18 protein-coding genes are annotated in these 16638 nt (G+C 69.1%); 13 read left to right on the top strand and 5 right to left on the bottom strand.

All coding sequences use genetic code 11. The features are described 5' to 3' along the window. Positions 1 to 248: 248 nt before the first annotated feature. From OUA97_RS06735 to OUA97_RS06710, 6 genes are read left to right on the top strand one after another with little or no spacing between them, the layout of a single operon-like run. The gene (locus OUA97_RS06735) at positions 249 to 878 is read left to right on the top strand and encodes a DUF4129 domain-containing protein (protein WP_267231055.1); all 630 of its coding nucleotides are present in this window, start codon (positions 249 to 251) and stop codon (positions 876 to 878) included. Continuing rightward, entirely contained in the window at positions 875 to 2092 is a 1218-nt protein-coding gene (locus OUA97_RS06730) for a DUF4350 domain-containing protein (RefSeq protein WP_267231054.1), read from the top strand. Before OUA97_RS06735 ends, OUA97_RS06730 begins: the two co-directional genes overlap by 4 nt. Beyond that, positions 2079 to 3035 (top strand): AAA family ATPase, encoded by a 957-nt coding sequence (locus OUA97_RS06725; protein WP_267231053.1) that lies wholly within the window; start codon positions 2079 to 2081, stop codon positions 3033 to 3035. Before OUA97_RS06730 ends, OUA97_RS06725 begins: the two co-directional genes overlap by 14 nt. A 23-nt stretch (positions 3036 to 3058) precedes the next feature. Continuing rightward, positions 3059 to 4342: a DUF58 domain-containing protein gene (locus OUA97_RS06720; RefSeq protein WP_267231052.1), complete on the top strand. Its 1284-nt coding sequence runs from the start codon at positions 3059 to 3061 to the stop codon at positions 4340 to 4342. Continuing rightward, a complete protein-coding gene (locus OUA97_RS06715; protein WP_267231051.1) occupies positions 4339 to 5334 on the top strand; it encodes a stage II sporulation protein M in 996 nt (331 codons plus the stop codon). The genes OUA97_RS06720 and OUA97_RS06715 overlap by 4 nt, the downstream gene beginning before the upstream one ends. Continuing rightward, complete coding sequence (locus tag OUA97_RS06710; protein ID WP_267231050.1) at positions 5331 to 6191, top strand: RDD family protein; 861 nt, start codon at positions 5331 to 5333, stop codon at positions 6189 to 6191. The genes OUA97_RS06715 and OUA97_RS06710 overlap by 4 nt, the downstream gene beginning before the upstream one ends. A 5-nt stretch (positions 6192 to 6196) precedes the next feature. Here the strand turns inward: OUA97_RS06710 and OUA97_RS06705 are convergent, their stop codons facing one another. From OUA97_RS06705 to rpsF, 4 genes are all read right to left on the bottom strand, one after another. Continuing rightward, positions 6197 to 6988, bottom strand: coding sequence for a hypothetical protein (locus OUA97_RS06705; RefSeq protein ID WP_267231049.1), 792 nt, complete (start codon positions 6986 to 6988; stop codon positions 6197 to 6199). 141 nt (positions 6989 to 7129) lie between these two features. Then, positions 7130 to 7714, bottom strand: coding sequence for a 50S ribosomal protein L9 (rplI, locus tag OUA97_RS06700; RefSeq protein WP_267231048.1), 585 nt, complete (start codon positions 7712 to 7714; stop codon positions 7130 to 7132). Between the two features lie 13 nt (positions 7715 to 7727). After that, positions 7728 to 8000, bottom strand: a complete 273-nt coding sequence (rpsR, locus tag OUA97_RS06695; RefSeq protein ID WP_183769814.1) for a 30S ribosomal protein S18 — start codon at positions 7998 to 8000, stop codon at positions 7728 to 7730. Positions 8001 to 8017: 17 nt separating this feature from the next. Then, positions 8018 to 8380, bottom strand: a complete 363-nt coding sequence (gene rpsF / locus OUA97_RS06690; RefSeq protein WP_267231047.1) for a 30S ribosomal protein S6 — start codon at positions 8378 to 8380, stop codon at positions 8018 to 8020. Between the two features lie 126 nt (positions 8381 to 8506). On the opposite strand from rpsF, the gene OUA97_RS06685 reads away from it, so the two are divergent. After that, positions 8507 to 9130: a DUF2059 domain-containing protein gene (locus OUA97_RS06685; RefSeq protein ID WP_267231046.1), complete on the top strand. Its 624-nt coding sequence runs from the start codon at positions 8507 to 8509 to the stop codon at positions 9128 to 9130. Between the two features lie 3 nt (positions 9131 to 9133). Here the strand turns inward: OUA97_RS06685 and OUA97_RS06680 are convergent, their stop codons facing one another. Further along, positions 9134 to 9679, bottom strand: a complete 546-nt coding sequence (locus tag OUA97_RS06680) for a peroxiredoxin (RefSeq protein WP_267231045.1) — start codon at positions 9677 to 9679, stop codon at positions 9134 to 9136. Between the two features lie 224 nt (positions 9680 to 9903). On the opposite strand from OUA97_RS06680, the gene cpaB reads away from it, so the two are divergent. From cpaB to OUA97_RS06650, 6 genes are all read left to right on the top strand, one after another. Continuing rightward, complete coding sequence (cpaB, locus tag OUA97_RS06675; protein WP_267231044.1) at positions 9904 to 10749, top strand: Flp pilus assembly protein CpaB; 846 nt, start codon at positions 9904 to 9906, stop codon at positions 10747 to 10749. 22 nt (positions 10750 to 10771) lie between these two features. Further along, entirely contained in the window at positions 10772 to 12085 is a 1314-nt protein-coding gene (locus OUA97_RS06670) for a type II and III secretion system protein family protein (RefSeq protein ID WP_267231043.1), read from the top strand. A 62-nt stretch (positions 12086 to 12147) separates the two neighbouring features. Beyond that, a complete protein-coding gene (locus tag OUA97_RS06665) occupies positions 12148 to 13293 on the top strand; it encodes an AAA family ATPase (protein ID WP_267231042.1) in 1146 nt (381 codons plus the stop codon). Continuing rightward, the gene (locus OUA97_RS06660) at positions 13293 to 14663 is read left to right on the top strand and encodes a CpaF family protein (protein WP_267231041.1); all 1371 of its coding nucleotides are present in this window, start codon (positions 13293 to 13295) and stop codon (positions 14661 to 14663) included. Before OUA97_RS06665 ends, OUA97_RS06660 begins: the two co-directional genes overlap by 1 nt. Beyond that, complete coding sequence (locus OUA97_RS06655; protein ID WP_267231040.1) at positions 14663 to 15625, top strand: type II secretion system F family protein; 963 nt, start codon at positions 14663 to 14665, stop codon at positions 15623 to 15625. The genes OUA97_RS06660 and OUA97_RS06655 overlap by 1 nt, the downstream gene beginning before the upstream one ends. A 2-nt stretch (positions 15626 to 15627) precedes the next feature. Next, a complete protein-coding gene (locus OUA97_RS06650) occupies positions 15628 to 16581 on the top strand; it encodes a type II secretion system F family protein (RefSeq protein WP_267231039.1) in 954 nt (317 codons plus the stop codon). Positions 16582 to 16638 lie beyond the last annotated feature (57 nt).

Below are 16638 nucleotides of genomic sequence, written 5' to 3'. Positions count from 1 at the left end.
GCGCTATTGAAATGACATAATTGCCACGCTTGCCGCCGAAACCATGCCGGCGGCTCATCCAGAGCCCGGTCAGGCGGCGGCGCGGACGATGGCGGCAGCAAGCCAGGCGTTGCTCAGGCGCGCATGTGAGCCGCCCTGTCGGCGAGGCTTCAGCGGAAGAGTTGTCGGGCGCTTTCGGGTCGACGGCGCCGGTTCCTGCCCATACATATCGATTGTCAGGTTGTTCCGGGGTGGCGATGCAACGAGACGTGGAAGCAAGCGCCCCCGCGGGGAAGGCGGGCGACGCCATTGCGACGGCCCATGCCGAGCTTCTGCGCGACCGCGGCTTCCAGTTCGATCGCGCTGAATTCCAGCCGCCGAAGACCCCTGAATGGTTGAAATGGATCGGTGAGGCGTTCCAGGCGATCGCACCGCTGCTGAAGTACGTGTTCTGGATCGGTGTGGCGTTGATCGCCGCCCTGGTGCTGTACGCCCTGGTGCGTGAAGTCCTGAGGCTGCGGATGCCGGCGGCCAAGCCCCGGGCGGCGCAGGCCGATACCGCGGCCGAGTGGCGGCCGGACGCGGCGACGGCGCGCGATCTGCTGGCCGCGGCCGACCTGCTGGCGGCTGAGGGCCGGTATGCGGAGGCCGCGCACTTGATCCTGCTGCGCAGCGTCGAGGATATCGAGCGTCGGCGGCCCAGGTCCGTGCGTCCGGCGCTGACCACGCGGGAGATCGCCGGTCTGAGCGCCTTGCCGTCGGCGGCCCGGCCCGCGTTCGCCAAGATCGGCGCGGTGGTCGAACGCAGCCTGTTCGGCGGCGCCCCGGTCGAGGCCGCCGACTATGCGGCATGTCGCGGCGACTATGAGGCCTTCGCCCTGCCGGCGGGGTGGGCATGACGGGCGATCACAGCCGGGCGTTCTCGCCGATGGTGATGCTGGTGCTGGTGCTGGTCGGCTGCGTGTCGCTGGCCGGACTGGGGCTGCTGGCGGCCTATGAGCCGGAGCTGCGTTCGGGCGATAACGGGCAGGGGCACGCGCTGTCGCGCTCTGCCGTCGGCTTTGCCGCCGCGGCGCGGCTGCTGGAGAGATCGGGAACGCCGGTTGTGATGCGGCGCGGAGCGCTGTCGGCGACCGCGGCCGATGGCCTGCTCGTGCTGACCCCGGCCATGGGCGCGCGCGCCGAGCGGCTCAGCGACATCGAGCACAGCGGTCCGGTTCTGGTGGTGCTGCCCAAGTGGGTGACGATCCCGCATCCGGCGCGGCGCGGCTGGGTCCGCGCGGCCGGCGAGGTTCCGCGCGAGGCCGCGCTGAAGGTCCTGCCCGCCGCCTGGCGCGAGGGCCTGACCTTGGAGCAGCGTCCCGGAACCGCGGCGGTGCGCCTGTCGCGGCCGGACGGGCGGCCCCTCGGCGTGCAGCCGGGGATCGAGGATCTGCGCACCCCATCCGGGCCGGGGTGGATCCCGGTCGTGGTCGACGAGGCGGGGCGCGGGGTCCTGGTCATGAACTCGAAGACCCGGGTCTACGTCCTGGCCGATCCGGACTTTCTCGACACGGCGGGAATGAAAAGCCTGGCCGGGGCGCGGGCGGCGATCGAGATGCTCTCGGTGATCCGCGCGGAGGGCGCGCCGGTCGTCTTCGACCTGACGCTGCACGGCTTCGAGCGCTCGCTCAATCCGCTGCGCCTGATGCTGGAGCCGCCGCTGCTGGGGGCGACGCTCTGCCTGTTCGCCGCCCTGATCCTGGTCGGCGTGCAGGCGGCGGTCCGCTTCGGGCCGGCGCAAGGCCAGGCCCGCGCCGTGGCGTTCGGCAAGCGCGCGCTGGCCGACAACACCGCGGGCCTCGTGCGGATGGCGCGGCGCGAGCACCGGATGGCGACGCCCTATGCGGAGATGACCCGGGCGGACGCCGCGCGGGCCGTGGGCGCCCCGAGGGGCCTGGAGGGCGCTGTGCTTGACGGGGTGCTGGACCGTCTGGGCGCGACCCGGGGCGCATCGCACCGGATTTCGGATCTGATCGAGCGCGCCCGCGCGGCGCGGACCAAGGGCGACCTGATGCAGGTCGCCCGCGATCTCTATCGTTGGAAGCAGGAGATGATGCGTGAACGTCGCTGAGGTGAAGGCGCTGGCCGACGAGATCCGCCGCGAGATCGGCAAGGCGGTCATCGGCCAGGAGACGGCGGTGGACCTGCTGCTGACCGCGCTGTTCGCGGGGGGGCACGTGCTGCTGGAGGGCCCGCCCGGGACGGCGAAGACCTTGCTGGCCCAGACCTTCGCCGCCAGCCTGGGCCTGGACTATGGCCGCATCCAGTTCACGCCGGACCTGATGCCGGGCGACATCATCGGCGCCAACCTGTTCAATTTCCAGACCAGCACCTTCACCCTGACCCGCGGGCCGGTGTTCTGCGAGCTGCTGCTGGCCGACGAGATCAACCGCACGCCGCCCAAGACCCAGGCCGCCTTGCTGGAAGCGATGCAGGAGCGGCGCATCACCATCGACGGCCAGTCGCATGAGCTGAGCCCGCGGTTCACGGTCGTGGCCACCCAGAACCCCATCGAACAGCAGGGCACCTATCCGCTGCCGGAGGCGCAACTGGACCGGTTTCTGTTCAAGCACGTGCTGGACTATCCCGAGCGCGCGGACGAACTGGCGATCGTGACCGGGCATGGGTCGCGGGCCGGCCTGCCGAGCCCGGCTGAGCTGGGCGTGCGCACGGTGCTGGACCGGGCCGGGGTCGAGGCGGCGGTCGCCGCGGTCGCCCAGGTGCGGCTCACCGACGAGGTGGCGGCCTATGTCGTCGACCTGATCCGGGCGACCCGGGAATCCGCCGACGTCGAGACGGGGGCCTCGCCGCGGGCCGGCGCCATGCTGGCGCTGGCCGCCCGCGCGCACGCAGCGCTGGATGGGCGCGACTACGTGATCCCCGACGACGTGAAAACGCTGGCGGCGCCGGCCCTGCGACACCGGGTGATCCTGTCGCCCGCCGCCGAGATCGAGGGCCGGCGCGTCGATCAGGTGCTTGCCCTGCTGGTCGACCAGGTGGCGGCGCCGCGGTGATCTATCCGACGCGACGCGCTGGCTTGGCCGTCGCGGCCGGAGCGCCCCTCGCGCTGATCGCGGGGAGCGCTGTCGAGCAGCTGTGGGTCGTCGGCCCCGTCTGGGCGACGGCGCTGCTGTTGCTGATGGCCCTCGACGCGATGCTGGCGGCGACGCGCGACGGCCTGACGCTCGACCCGGTCGGACCCTTCAGTGCGGCCGTGGCGCGGCCGGGCGCCGTGCGGTTCGTGGCGCGGTTCACAGGTCCAGCGCCGCGGTCGCTGGAGGCGGCCCTGGCGGCGGAGGAGCGCCTGGGCCTGGCGCGGCGCGTCGTGAGCGCCGAGGTTCGTGACGGCGCGGCCGCGATCGTCATGGACTTCACGCCGCAACGGCGCGGCCTGGCGAGCCTCGAGACGCTCTGGATCCGCTGGCGCGGGCCGCTGGGTCTGGTCTGGAAGCAGAAGACCTTCGCCCTCGACTACAATCTGGCGATCACCACCGACCTTCAATGGGTGCGCGACGAGGCGGTGCGGCTGTTCGCCCGCAACGCCCTGTTCGGGGCCAAGGCGCAGATCGACCTGGGGGAGGGATCGGAATTCCACGCCCTGCGCGACTTCCAGCCGGGCATGGACCGGCGGGCCGTCGACTGGAAGCAGTCCGCCCGCCACGCGGCGTTGCTGGCCAAGGAGTTCCGCACCGAGCGCAACCACAACGTCGTCATCGCGATGGATTGCGGGCGGGCGATGAGCGAGCCGGTCGACGGCGCGCCGCGGATCGACCGGGCGATCAACGGGGCGCTGCTGCTGGCCCACGCCTGCCTGCGCTCGGGCGACCGGGCAGGGCTGTTCGCGTTTGACGCGGCCCCGCGCCTGTCGACGGGGGCATTGGGCGGGCCGAGCGCGTTCAGCGTGCTGCAGCAGATGGCCGGGCGCATCGACTACTCCACCGAGGAGACCAACTACACCCTGGGGCTTTCGGTCCTGGCCGGCGAGCTGCAGCGGCGCTCGCTGATCGTGGTGTTCACCGACTTCACCGACCAGACGGCCGCGCAGCTGATGATCGAGTCGGTCGGCCGGCTGGTCGGCAGGCATCTGATCATGTTCGTCGTCCTGCAGGACAGGGAACTGGAAGACATGATCGTCGCCGAGCCGCGGGAGCCGGAGGATGTCGCGCGCGCGGTGTTCGCGGGCAGCCTGCGGCGTGAGCGGGAACTGGTGATATCGCGCCTGCGCCGCCTGGGCGTGCACATCGTCGAAACCCCGGCCGAGGCGATCGGCCCCTCGGTGATCAACGCCTATCTGGACCTCAAGCGGAGGGACCTGCTGTGAGCGCCGCCCTCAAGAGCCAACGCTTCCGCGAGGAGCGGGAGGCCGACTGGAAGCGTCTTGAGCGGCTGATGGATCGCGCGGAGAAGCGGTCGGTCTCCAGCTTGTCGGACGAGGAGATCCTGGCGATCCCAGTGCTGTACCGCTCGACGCTGTCGGCGCTCAGCGTGGCGCGGGAGACCTCGCTGGACCGTGGCCTGATCGACTATCTCGAGGTGCTGTCGGCGCGGGCCTATTTCTTCGTCTACGGATCGCGCTCGACCCTGCCCGAACGGCTGGGCGGGTTCTTCCGCAAGGACTGGCCGGCGGCGGTGCGCAGCGTCTGGCGCGAGACGGTCGTGGCCGCGCTGCTGACGGTGCTGGGCGCGGTCGCCGCGGCGCTGCTGATCGCGCACGACGCGCAGTGGTACCATGTGTTCGTGCCGCAGGCCCTGGCGGGCGGGCGCGACCCGGCAGCGTCAACCGAGGTCCTGCGCGAGATGCTCTATGACGGCGGCGGTTCGGGCGACGGACTGTCGGTGTTCGCCACCTTCCTGTTCACCCACAACGCCCAGGTCGCGCTGCTGGCCTTCGCGCTCGGCTTCGCGTTCTGCCTCCCCAGCCTGATGCTGCTGATCTACAACGGCGCGACACTGGGCGCGTTCCTGTCACTTTATTTCAGCCGCGGTCTGGGCTTCGAGCTTGGCGGCTGGCTGCTGATCCACGGCGTGACCGAGCTGTTCGCGGTCATGCTGGCGGGGGCGGCCGGGATCCGGGTCGGCTGGTCGCTGGCGTTTCCGGGGGCGCTGTCGCGGCTCGACTCCCTGGCGGCGGCGGGACGGACCGCCGGCGCGGTCATGGGCGGAGTGGTGGTGATGCTGTTCTTCGCCGGCTTGCTGGAGGGCTTCGGGCGGCAGCTGATCACCCACGACTTGATCCGCTATTCGGTGGCGCTGGCGACCGTGGTGCTGTGGGGGGCGTACTTCTATGGGCCGCGCGGCGAGGTCGCCCGGTGAGCGTCGCCGACAAGAACACGCGGGCTTTCGTGACGCCCGAAGGCGTCGATCTGCGGCTGCAGATCGGCGACGGCGGACAGCGGGCGGCGGCCTTCTTCATCGATACCGTGATCATCATGGCGGCGCTGGTCGCGCTGACACTGCTGGCGGTTGCGACCGGGATCACCAGCGGCGGGCAGACCGGGATGGAGATCGCAGCCATCATCTGGCTGCTGGTCGCCTTCCTGTTGCGCAACTTCTACTTCACGGCCTTCGAGTTGAGCGCGGCCGCCGCGACGCCGGGCAAGCGGCTGCTGGGCCTGCGGGTCGCCGCGCGCGACGGCGGTCGGCTGCGGGCCGAGGCGGTGCTGGTCCGCAACGCCATGCGCGAGCTGGAAGTGTTCATGCCGCTGTCGGTGATCATGATGCGCGCCCAGGAGGGCGGCGGCCAGGCGTGGATGTTCCTGGCCGCCTTGGCCTGGGTCGGGATCTTCGCGCTGTTCCCGCTGTTCAACCGCGATCGGCTGCGGATCGGCGACCTGGTCGGCGGCACCTGGGTCGTGCGCACGCCGCGTCAACGGCTGGCCAGGGACATGGCGGTCGAGGGTTCGGAGCGCCTGGTCCGCTATCCCTTCACGCCCCAGCAGCTCGACGCCTATGGCGAGAAGGAGCTGCATGTCCTGGAGGAGGTGATCCGGAGACGCGATCGGCGCACGGTGCGCGCCGTGGCCGAGCGGATCAGCGTCAAGATCGGCTGGGCCGCCTCGCCGGACCAGGACGACTACGACTTCCTCAGCGCCTATTACGCCGCGCTGCGGGGCCGGCTGGAAGGGCGGATGCTGATGGGGCGGCGGCGGCGCGACAAGCACGCCGCCTGACGGGCTCAGTCGAACACGGCCGCGAGCTGGGCGGCGCCGACGCCTTCCTTGATCATCCGCAGTTCGTAGTAGATCGCTGAAATGCCCGCCGACGTGACGACGCCGGAGACCGCGCCGAGGAGCGCATTGGCTATCGTGGAGGTGATCGACATCCCGTTGAGATCGCCGGCGATCATGGCCAGGGCGACGAAAATCCCCCCGAACACGGCCGAAATGACGAAATAGGCGACGAAGTAGACCACCGACAGTCCGAAGATCGGCCACCGATGTCCGCGAGTGAGGTTGCGGCTGCGGCCTAGGGCGCCGAACACTCCCGGGCGCTCCATCACGTAGACGGGCGTAGCGACGATCCACATCACCCCCAGAATGATGCCGGGCACGACGAGCAACAGCATCCCAAGGCCGATGCCGAAGCTCATCACGATGGCCAAGCCGATGATCGGCAGGATGACGCCATAGGACCGGCTGAGCTCTCTGAAGGCCGACGGCTTGTCGCCGTTGAGGGTCGCGACGGCCACGCGAATGGTCGCGGCTTGCAGCAGGACCGAGCCGATCATGAGCGCGAAGACGCCCAGACCGAACAGCGGCGCACCTACGCCCAGGTTCGGGGCGTCGCCGGTTCCGTCGAGCGCGCCGCCCAGCGCAGCCTGGCCCCATCCCATCAGCGCCGCGGGCAGGCCGGCGAGGAGGAGCGCGATGATCGATAGTTCTCGCAGATTGGCCCCGACCACGCGGAAGGTGTTCGAAACCACCCGTCCGAAGTCGAAGTTCGCGCTGGTCGCCTGCGCCGCGGTCATGTCGCACCCCCTTGTCGTGGCCGACTAGAACATCATGGGTCGTAGCGGCTTGGAACTGCAATCTTGAGTGCAGCGCGAAAAGAAAACGGCGCGGATCCGGAGATCCGCGCCGTCTCTGAAGTCTTGGGACTGCGTCCGGCGTTATTGGTCGCCGTAGTCGCCTTCCTGTTGGCCAGCGCCGCCTTCCAGCATGTCCTGGGCGGCTTGCTCATCGGCCGCGCGATCTTCCTCGAACTGCGAGGCGATCACGTTTTCACCGCGGGCTTGGCGCTCGGCCTCGTCCTGGCTGCGGGCGATGTTGATGTTGACGCTGACGGTCACTTCCGCGTGCAGGCGAACCTTCACGGGGTGGACGCCGAGGGTTTTGATCGGCTTGTCGAGAACGACCATCGAGCGGTCGATCTTGCCGCCTTCGGCGTTGACCATGTCGGCCACGTCGCGACCCGTCACCGAACCGTAGAGCTGGCCGGTTTCGCCAGCCTGACGGATCAGGATGTACGAGGTGCCGTCCAGGGCTTCGCCAGCCTTGCCGGCGGCGTCCTTGGTCTTCTGGTTGCGGGCTTCGATCTCGGCGCGCTGGGCGTCGAAGATCTTCAGGTTGGCGGCGGTCGCACGCAGGGCCTTCTGACGGGGCAGGAGGTAGTTGCGGGCGTAGCCGTCCTTGACGGTGACCACGTCGCCGAGGCCGCCACGGCCTTCGACGCGTTCGAGCAGAACAACTTTCATGTGTCGGTCCCCCTTACTTCACGACGTAGGGCAGGAGGGCGAGGAAGCGAGCACGCTTGATGGCGCGAGCCAGTTCGCGTTGCTTCTTGGCCGACACCGCGGTGATGCGCGACGGAACGATCTTGCCGCGCTCGGAAACGTAGCGCTGCAGCAGCTTGACGTCCTTGTAGTCGATCTTCGGGGCGTTGGCGCCGGAGAACGGGCACACCTTGCGGCGGCGGAAGAACGGGCGGCGGGCGCCGCCAGCGGCGGGGGCCGACGGAGCGGCGGAGGTTTCGTCAGTCATGGTGATCCCTCCCTTTCTTAGCTTTGGAATTCTTCACGGCGCGGTTCGCGTTCGCGATCGCGGCGAGCCAGAACCGGGGAGAGTTCGAGGTCCAGTTCCTCGACGCGAACGGTCAGCGTGCGCAGCACGTCTTCGTTCAGCGAGAGCTGGCGCTCCATCTCCTTCACCGCCGCCGGGGGGGCGTCGATGGCGAGCAGGGAGTAGTGGCCCTTGCGGTTCTTCTTGATGCGGTAGGTCAGGTTGCGCAGACCCCAGTACTCGATCTTCGCGACGGAACCGCCGCCTTCTTCGATCAGAGCCTTGATTTGGTCGTTGAGGGCTTCAGCCTGTTGCGGCGAGATATCCTGCCGCGAGATAACAACGTGCTCGTAGAGCGCCATGGTTCCTTTTCCCGTTTGGAAGGCGGCGCTAGCGGCGTCGGGTTGAGCGCCGAAAACGATGGCTCTTGAGGCGCGGCGACCGGGAGTTTCCCGATCCTTTCGCGTTCCGGCCCAAGACCGCCTTCCGTGAAGAGGCGGGCTAGTACGGGAAAAGCGGTTGCAGGGCAAGGCTTTTCCGTGTGTTGCCAGGTCGGGCGCAGCGGTGCAGCTTCGCACATCCTGCAATCGAGGGTTGGGCGCATGTGGGCGCGGGTCGGAACGAGCTTGGTCGCGGGACTGGCGGCGATGATTCTGGCGGGTGCGGCGAGCGCCCAGCCGTCGCCCTCTGCACGCCAGCTGGATCTGGCGCAGCGCTACGTCAAGGCGATGAATCTTGAGGCGTCAATGAACGTCGTCATGGACCAGCTGGCGCCGACCATGATCGAGGGAAGGCTGGACAGCCTGACGCCAGAGGAGCGCGAGGCGTTCTTGGGCGTGATGCGTGATGTGTCGCAGAAGATGATGGCCAGGATGGGCGCGCGGATGGCGCCGATCCTGGCCGAGATGTTCACCGAGAAGGAACTCGAGGACGTCGTGGCGTTCTACGAGGGGCCCAGCGGCAAGGCGATGATCGAAAAGGGCCCGCAACTCGGCGCCAAAATGGCGCCGCTGATGAAGGAGCTCATGCCCGAGGTGCAATCGGAAATGTTCGCGCGCATGTGCGAGATTCTCGATTGCGACGAGACGATTCCGAGCGCGACGCCTTCGTAGTCGCTACTTCGGATGCTTGGCGCGCCAGGCTTTCACCGCGGTGAGGGTCTCGGTGACATGGTCGTTCGCCTTGAGGTCCGAATAGGCATGGATCACTTCGCCCGACGGGGAGATCACATACGAAGTGCGGCTCGACCAGCCGGGCTTGACCGCTAGGGTGGCGTCGTAGTTGGCGGCGATCTTGGCGCTCGGGTCGGCGGCGACCGGGAACTTGCCTGAGCACTTCTCGGTGTCGGCCGAGAACGAGGCGAGCTTGTCGAGGTTGCCGGCGGTGACGCCGATGACGGTCGCGCCCTGGGCCTTGAACTGGTCGATCGACTCCGCGAACAGGCGCGCCTCGAGGTTGCAGCCGGCGGTTTCGGCGGCCGGGAAGAAGTACAGCACCACCGGGCCGCTCTTGCGGGCCTGGGCCATCGAAAAGGTTATCGGCTTGCCGGCCTGGAAACCCTGAGCGGTGAAGTCCGGGGCCTTGGCGCCCTCCTTGAGAGCGGCGAACGCGGGGGTGGCGGCGAGGGCCGCGACGGCGGCGGCGAGAGCGAGACGGCGCATGTGGAATCCTCCGGAATCCCTTGCACTATAGGCGCCTGCCGACAGCTTGTCTGCGCGTGCCGAATGTCGGCCGAAACACGGACCGCGGCCAACCCTAAGCTTGGCCTTAGTTGACGCGGCGTTGACCTTCTTTGTTACGGTTATCGCAACAGCGGCCCTCCTTAACTCATTGATGTTGCGTAGCATCCAGGGGTGGGGCGATGCGAGTTGGGACGATGGTGAGCTTGGGCGCCTCCGCCGCGCTTGGGCTGGGTGCGTTGTTCGTGGCCAAGGTTGCGTTGCCGGCGCATGGCAATGTAGCCGCCGCGGCGACGCCCGCGCCGGTCGTGAGCGGCGTGCCGGTCGTGGTCGCCGCCAAGGACATCAAGTACGGCGAGCGCCTCGACGCCAGCCACCTCAAGCTCGTCCAGATCCCGCGCGATGCGGCGCCGGCCGGCGCGTTCACGAACGTCGATCAGGTGTTGGCGCAGGACCACGGCGGCGCGCCGGTCGCGTTGTCGACGATCCTGGCGCGCGAGGCGCTGTTGCCGACCAAGCTGAGCGGGCCCGGCGCCCGTCCGTCGGTCGCCGCTGAGATCGGCGCCGGCATGCGGGCCTATACGATCGGGGTGTCGGACATCTCCGGCGTCGGCGGCCACGCTCTGCCAGGCGATCGCGTCGATGTGGTGCTGATGCGCAACCTGTCGGACGACGACAGCCGCAAGATGCTGCAGGCCGAGGTGGTCATTCAGAACGTGCGGGTGCTTGGGGTCGACCTCAACGCCGACCCTACCTCCAACAAGCCCGAGGCGCCGAGCACCGCGACGCTGGAGGTCAGCGTGCGCGATGCTCAGAAGCTGGCCGTGGCGGCCAATCTCGGCTCGCTGTCGCTGGCGCTGCGGGCGCTGGGCCAGGCGGAGGTCGAACCGGCCGCGCCGGTCGGCGCTCGGGAAGTAGTCGGCGGCGCCCCGCGCGTGGCGCAGACCGCCGCCGCTCGCCCCTGGCGCGCGCCGACGCCGAGCAGCGGCGCAGGCCGCTCGGTGATCACCATTGTCGAGGGGGAGGGCGGGGCCAAGCACCCCGGCGCGTAACCTCATGAAGAGCGTTAGTTTGATGCCGCGTATCACCCTGGCCGCGCTGGCCTGCGCCCTGAGCGTCGCCCACGTCCCGGCTCAGGCCGAAACCTTCGTCAGCGAAGCCGTGCGCAGCCGCACGATCAACGTACCGAAGAACAAGTCGCTGTCGTTCCGACTGGATGGACCGGCCTCCAAGATCGTGGTGGCTCAACCCGACACAGCGCAGATCGTGGCCACCACCGACCGTAGCTTCTATGTGCGCGGCAAGACGTTGGGCGCCACCAACCTTTTGATCTACGGCCAGGGCGGGGCGCTGCAGGAAGTGGTCGACGTGCGGGTCGGCTACGACGCCGAGGCCCTGCAGTCGGATCTGGCGGCCGCCATTCCCGGCGAGGTCATCAAGGTTCGCAATCTGGGCGAAGGCCTGCTGCTGACCGGCGAGGTGTCAACGACCGCCGTCGCCGCCAAGGCCAAGACCCTGGCCGACAAGTTCGCGCCCGAGAGCATCACCAGCGCCCTGACCGTCCGTGCCTCGCAGCAGGTGATCCTGGAGGTCCGGGTGCTCGAGGCCGGCCGTTCGGACCTGAAGGACATCGGGTTCAACCTGGCCGCCACTGACGGGGTCAATTTCGCGCTGGCCACCGGTTCGGGCCTGATCGGGCCGAGCACGCCGCAGGGCGCGTTGCAGATCCGCGGCTCGATCGGGTCGGTCGACATCGACCTGATGCTGCAGGCGCTGGAGGAGAAGGGCGTCGTGCGAACCCTGGCGCGGCCGAACCTGGTTGCGCTGTCGGGCCAGAAAGCCAGTTTCCTGGCCGGCGGCGAGTTCCCGTTCCCGGTGCCAAACGGCCGAGACACGGTCTCGATCGAATTCCGCGAGTTCGGAGTGAAGCTCGATTTCGAGCCCGTGGTGCAGGACAACGGCCTGATCCGGCTGCTGGTCGCGCCCGAGGTCAGTGCGCTGGACACCCGCGCCAACCTGCGGCTGAACGGGATGGAGGTGCCCTCGCTGACCGTTCGGCGGGCGGCCACGACCGTGGAACTGAAGTCCGGTGAGAGCTTCGCGGTCGCGGGCCTGTTCCAGCAGGACTACGCCAATGCGATCCGGCAGTTGCCGGGGATCGGCCAGGTGCCGGTGATCGGTGCGCTGTTCCGATCGGCGCGCTGGAAGCGCCAGGAATCGGAGCTGGTGATCATCGTCACGCCGCGCCTGGCCACCGCCGAGGACCTGACCGGCGAGACCCGGATCATGGCTGGGCGGGAAACCAATCCGATCGACCTGATCCTCCTGGGCATGGCGCTCGACAAGCCTTTGTCGGCGCCGGTCGGGACAGGTCCGGCAGGACAGTAACGGGTGAGTTCGAGGTCGCAGTCATGACCCATTGGAGCCTTCTTGGCAGGCGCGTTCTGGCGGTGGGACCCGGTCTCGCGCCGCTGGCGCGGGGACCGCTGTTCGGTGCGGCGCTGGAGAGCGCCGGGCTGGAGCGACTGGCCGAGGCCAGGAGAGCCTCGGTCGATCTGGCGCTGGTCGATGTCGAGGAGCACGAACCCCAGGCGTTGACGGCCGCGCTGGACGCCCTGGCCGCTTCGGGACAGGCGCCGCCGGTGTTGCTGGTCGGGGCGAGGCTGCCCGCCGGCCTGGTGCGGGCGGCGATGCGGCTGCAGTCCGACGTGCTGGAGCCGCCCTATAGCGACGACCAGGTGCGCGAGGCGGTTTTCGGCCTGCTTGACGCGGCCGGCGCCGAGGCCACGGCGGCGGCCGAGAGCACGTCGCGTTGCTGGTCGGTCGTCGGCGCGGTGGGCGGGGCCGGGGCGACGACCCTTGCGATCGAGTTCGCGGCGTTGCTGGCCGCGCGGGCCAATCGCGATCATGCGGTCTGCCTGATCGACCTGCATCTCGCCGACGGGGCCGCGGCCGCCTATCTCGGAGCCGCGGCGGCGATGGGATTGGCCGAGTTCGGTCCGGCCGCCGAGCGCATGGATGCGGCGCTGCTGGCGGCGTTCACGACGCCGATCGCCAAGGGCCTGGACCTCCTGGCCTGTCCGCGTGATCCGCTCGCCTTCGAGCAGATCTCCAAGGACGCGGTGCTGCGGATCCTTGAGATCGCCTGCGAGGCCTATGAGTTCGTGATCATCGACATGCCACGGCATCGGCGCCCCTGGACGCTGGAGGTGCTGGCTGGATCCGACGAAATCTTCGTGGTTTCGGAGCTGACGGTGCCGGCGCTGCTGGCGGCGCGGGCGCTGGCAGGTGAGATCGAGGCCGGGCTTCCGGTCGGCGTGCGGACCCGCATCGTGCTCAACCGGCTGGCCAGCCGGATGTTCGGGCCTGCGCCCTCGATGGCGGAGGCCGAACGGGCGTTGGAGCGCAAGGCCGAGGCCGGGATCAGTTCCGATTGGGAGGCCGCGGCCGCGTCGGTAAACCTGGGCGGGCCGATCAGCCAGCATCGTCCGAAATCCAAGATCGTCAGGGACGTGGCGGGTGTCGTCGACCGCTTGCTGGGCGTCCAGACGCCGGCGGCGCGACGCAGCGGCTGGCGCCCGCGGAGGGCCGCCTGATGGCCCGCTTCACGCTCGCCTCAAAACCTGCCCCGACGGCGCAGGACGCCCGGCCGGTGGAGGTCGCTGCGCCCCCGCCGCTTGCGCCCGCGCCCACCGATCACCTGCTCGACATCAAGCTCAAGCTGCATGCGCGGCTAATCGACGAACTGGACCTTTCCAAGTTGGAAAGCCTGGCGGAGGGCGAGCTGCGGCGCCAGGTGCTGGCGTTGGTGGCCGATTTCGCCCGCGCCGAGCGTCTGGTCCTGAACACCACCGAACTGGAGGAACTGGGCGCTTCGGTCCACGACGAGATGGTGGGCCTGGGGCCGATCGAGCCGCTGCTCAAGGACGACAGCATCAACGACATCCTGATCAACGGCCCGTTCCAGGTCTATGTCGAACGGCGCGGGGAGCTGGAGCCGACGCCGGTCCGGTTCCGCGACAACGACCACCTGCTACGCATCGTCAACCGGATCGTGGCCGGGGTCGGCCGCCGCATCGACGAGAGCCAGCCGATGGTCGATGCGCGTCTGCCCGACGGCAGCCGTGTGAACGCAGCCATCGCGCCGATCGCCATCGACGGCGCCTGCGTCTCGATCCGGAAGTTCTCGAAGAAGCCCTATACGCTGGACAAGCTGGTCGAGGTGGGCGCGATGCCAGCCTGCGTCGCCGAGTTCCTGCACGGCGCGGTCAAGGCGCGGGTCTCGACGGTGATTTCCGGTGGCACCGGCTCGGGGAAGACGACGCTACTGAACGCGCTGTCGTCGGCGATCAGCCACAAGGAACGGCTGATCACCATCGAGGACGCCGCCGAACTGCAGCTGCAGCAGCCGCACGTGGTGCGCATGGAGACACGGCCGCCCAACATCGAAGGCAAGGGCGAAATTCGTCAACGCGAGCTGGTCAAGAACGCCCTGCGCATGCGTCCGGACCGCGTGATCCTGGGCGAGGTCCGGGGCGAAGAGGCCTTCGACATGCTGCAGGCCATGAACACCGGCCACGAAGGCTCGATGGCCACCATCCACGCCAACACCCCGCGCGACGCCATCACCCGCCTGGAACAGATGGTGGCGATGTCGGGAATGAAGCTGTCGCCCGAGGCTGTGCGCGGCCAGATCGCCTCGGCGGTCGGGATCATCATCCAGATCATGCGGATGTCGGACGGCAAGCGGAAGATGATGAGCGTCAGCGAGATCGTCGGCATGGAGGGCCAGGTGGTCCAGATGCAGGAGATCTTCGCCTTTCATCGCAGCCATACGACAGCCGACGGCGTGGTGCATGGCGAGTTCCGGGCCTCGGGCCTGCGTCCGCGCTGCCTGGACGAGATGATGCGGCGAGGCATCGCCTACGACACCGCCTATTTCGATCCGAGCCGGGTGCTCGGCTGATGGCGTTCGACGTGACCTCGGTCTACCTGGTGCTGGTGTTCGCCGCGGTGTTCGCCGCAGCGCAGGCCGCGGTCGGCCTGCTGCGAACTGCGAAGGTCAAGCAACAGGTCAATCGCCGGCTGCTGGTCGCCGAGCGCACCGGCGGCGGCATCGCCGAGCTGGTGGTCGAACTGCGCAAGCAGCGGGGGCTCAACGCGGCCGGCGACGCGCGGGGCGGCTGGGCCTGGCTGAGCGAACTCGTCATCCGTTCAGGCGTCCCCTATGACGGGCGGCGCTGGCTGGCGGTCGTCGTGGGCCTGGCGTTGGCCGGCGCGATCCTCGGCTTCGCGGGGACGCGCCAGCTGCTGATGATCCCCGTGGGCGCGGCGCTGCTAGGCCTGGCGGGCCCGCTCGGTTTTTTGAAATTCAAAGCCGATCGCCGCGCTGTGGCGCTGGGGCAGCAACTGCCGCAGGCGCTGGAGATCATCGTCCGCAGCCTGGAGGCCGGGCACCCTGTTCCGACTGCCGTGGCCCTGGTCGGGCGCGAGATGCCTGATCCGATCGGCTCGGAGTTCGGCATGGCGGCCGACGAGATCGCCTATGGCGCGACGCTGGAGCAGGCGATCAACCGGATGGCGGCACGTTGCCAGCATGCCGACGTCGACCTGTTCGCCGCCACTGTCCGGCTGCAGGAGAAGGCCGGCGGAAATCTGACAGGCCTGCTCAAGCTCAACGCCGCAACCGTGCGCGACCGGCTGCGCATGCGCCTGAAGGTCAAGGCGGCGACCGCCGAGGGGCGGGCCTCGGCGCTGATCCTGACCGCCGCGCCGTTCCTGGCGGCGGGCGCGATCATGCTGCTGTCGCCGGAGTTCTACGGCGAGGTGATCCACCTGCCGATGGTGCGCATCGGCCTGATGGTGATCGGCGGCTGGATGCTGATCGGCAATCTCGTCATGCGCAAGATGATCGACATGCGGATTTGACCATGGACCTCGCCCGGATCCAGAACCTGATGACCCTGGCGGCCTTTGGGCTGCTGGCCGTCGCCGCGCTCGGCGGGGCGGCGGTGATGGCCGGGGAAATGCGCCTGCGGGCCCAGCGCCGCGCGCGCTTCCAGTCCCCGGGCGCGGCGACCTTGGCCGGCGCCCACGCGTTCGGGCAGCGGCGACTGGTCGGCCGGCTGAGCAGCGGGGTGAAGCGGCTTGGACAACAGGCGGCGATCCGCGACCCTTCGCAGGTCTCCGAGCTTCGCATGCGGCTGACCCGGGCCGGCTTCTTCAACCGCGACGCGGCGATCTATTATCTCGGCGCTCGCGCGGCGGCCCTCGCCGTCGCGACCCTGGCTGTCGTCACCGTACTGCCGTTCGCCCTGAAGGGCGGAGGCGTGGGCGCCGTCGCGGTGGCCTGCCTGTTCGCCGGCGTCGCGCTGCTCGGCCCCGACCAGGTGCTGAAGGCGCGCCAGAAGAACCGCGAGCTGGAATACTCCGACGGCTTTCCCGACCTGCTGGACCTGCTGGTGGCCTCGGTGGAGGCGGGGCTCAGCCTGGATGCGGCCGTTTCGCGCGTGGCCGACGAACTGGTGCGCCGCTATCCGCGCCTGACCATCCACCTGCGGATGCTGACCCTGGAGCTGCGGGCCGGCAAGGCGCGCAAGGATGCCTGGTCGTCGTTCGCCGACCGGCTTGGGATCGACGACGCTCGCGCCTTGGCGACCATGCTGCGCCAGGCCGAGGAAATGGGCACCAGCCTGGGTGAGACCCTGTCGGTGTTCTCGCTCGACATGCGGGCCAAGCGGATGCTGCGGGCCGAGGAGAAGGCGCTGGCGCTGCCGGTCAAGCTGACCGTGCCGCTGATCCTGTTCATCTTCCCGTGCCTGATCGGGGTGCTCATGCTGCCGGCGATCGCGCGGATCATTCAGACGTTGGGCCCTGGCCAGTAGCGTTCCGGGGTGGCCTTACGCGTGCAATAGGCTAGAGAGCCGCTTCAAGCTCTAGGA

This window comes from Phenylobacterium sp. 58.2.17, assembly GCF_026411515.1.
GTDB lineage: Bacteria > Pseudomonadota > Alphaproteobacteria > Caulobacterales > Caulobacteraceae > Phenylobacterium.
This window is presented reverse-complemented; position numbering and strand designations above follow the sequence as displayed.

Bases quoted from the DNA above. Each gene is read 5' to 3' on its own strand.
- OUA97_RS06730 (WP_267231054.1), top strand. From the start codon at position 875: ATGACGGGCGATCACAGCCGGGCGTTCTCGCCGATGGTGATGCTGGTG.
- OUA97_RS06705 (WP_267231049.1), bottom strand. From the start codon at position 6,988: ATGACCGCGGCGCAGGCGACCAGCGCGAACTTCGACTTCGGACGGGTG.
- rplI (WP_267231048.1), bottom strand. From the start codon at position 7,714: ATGAAAGTTGTTCTGCTCGAACGCGTCGAAGGCCGTGGCGGCCTCGGC.
- rpsR (WP_183769814.1), bottom strand. From the start codon at position 8,000: ATGACTGACGAAACCTCCGCCGCTCCGTCGGCCCCCGCCGCTGGCGGC.
- rpsF (WP_267231047.1), bottom strand. From the start codon at position 8,380: ATGGCGCTCTACGAGCACGTTGTTATCTCGCGGCAGGATATCTCGCCG.
- OUA97_RS06680 (WP_267231045.1), bottom strand. From the start codon at position 9,679: ATGCGCCGTCTCGCTCTCGCCGCCGCCGTCGCGGCCCTCGCCGCCACC.
- OUA97_RS06670 (WP_267231043.1), top strand. From the start codon at position 10,772: ATGCCGCGTATCACCCTGGCCGCGCTGGCCTGCGCCCTGAGCGTCGCC.
- OUA97_RS06660 (WP_267231041.1), top strand. From the start codon at position 13,293: ATGGCCCGCTTCACGCTCGCCTCAAAACCTGCCCCGACGGCGCAGGAC.
- OUA97_RS06655 (WP_267231040.1), top strand. From the start codon at position 14,663: ATGGCGTTCGACGTGACCTCGGTCTACCTGGTGCTGGTGTTCGCCGCG.
- OUA97_RS06650 (WP_267231039.1), top strand. From the start codon at position 15,628: ATGGACCTCGCCCGGATCCAGAACCTGATGACCCTGGCGGCCTTTGGG.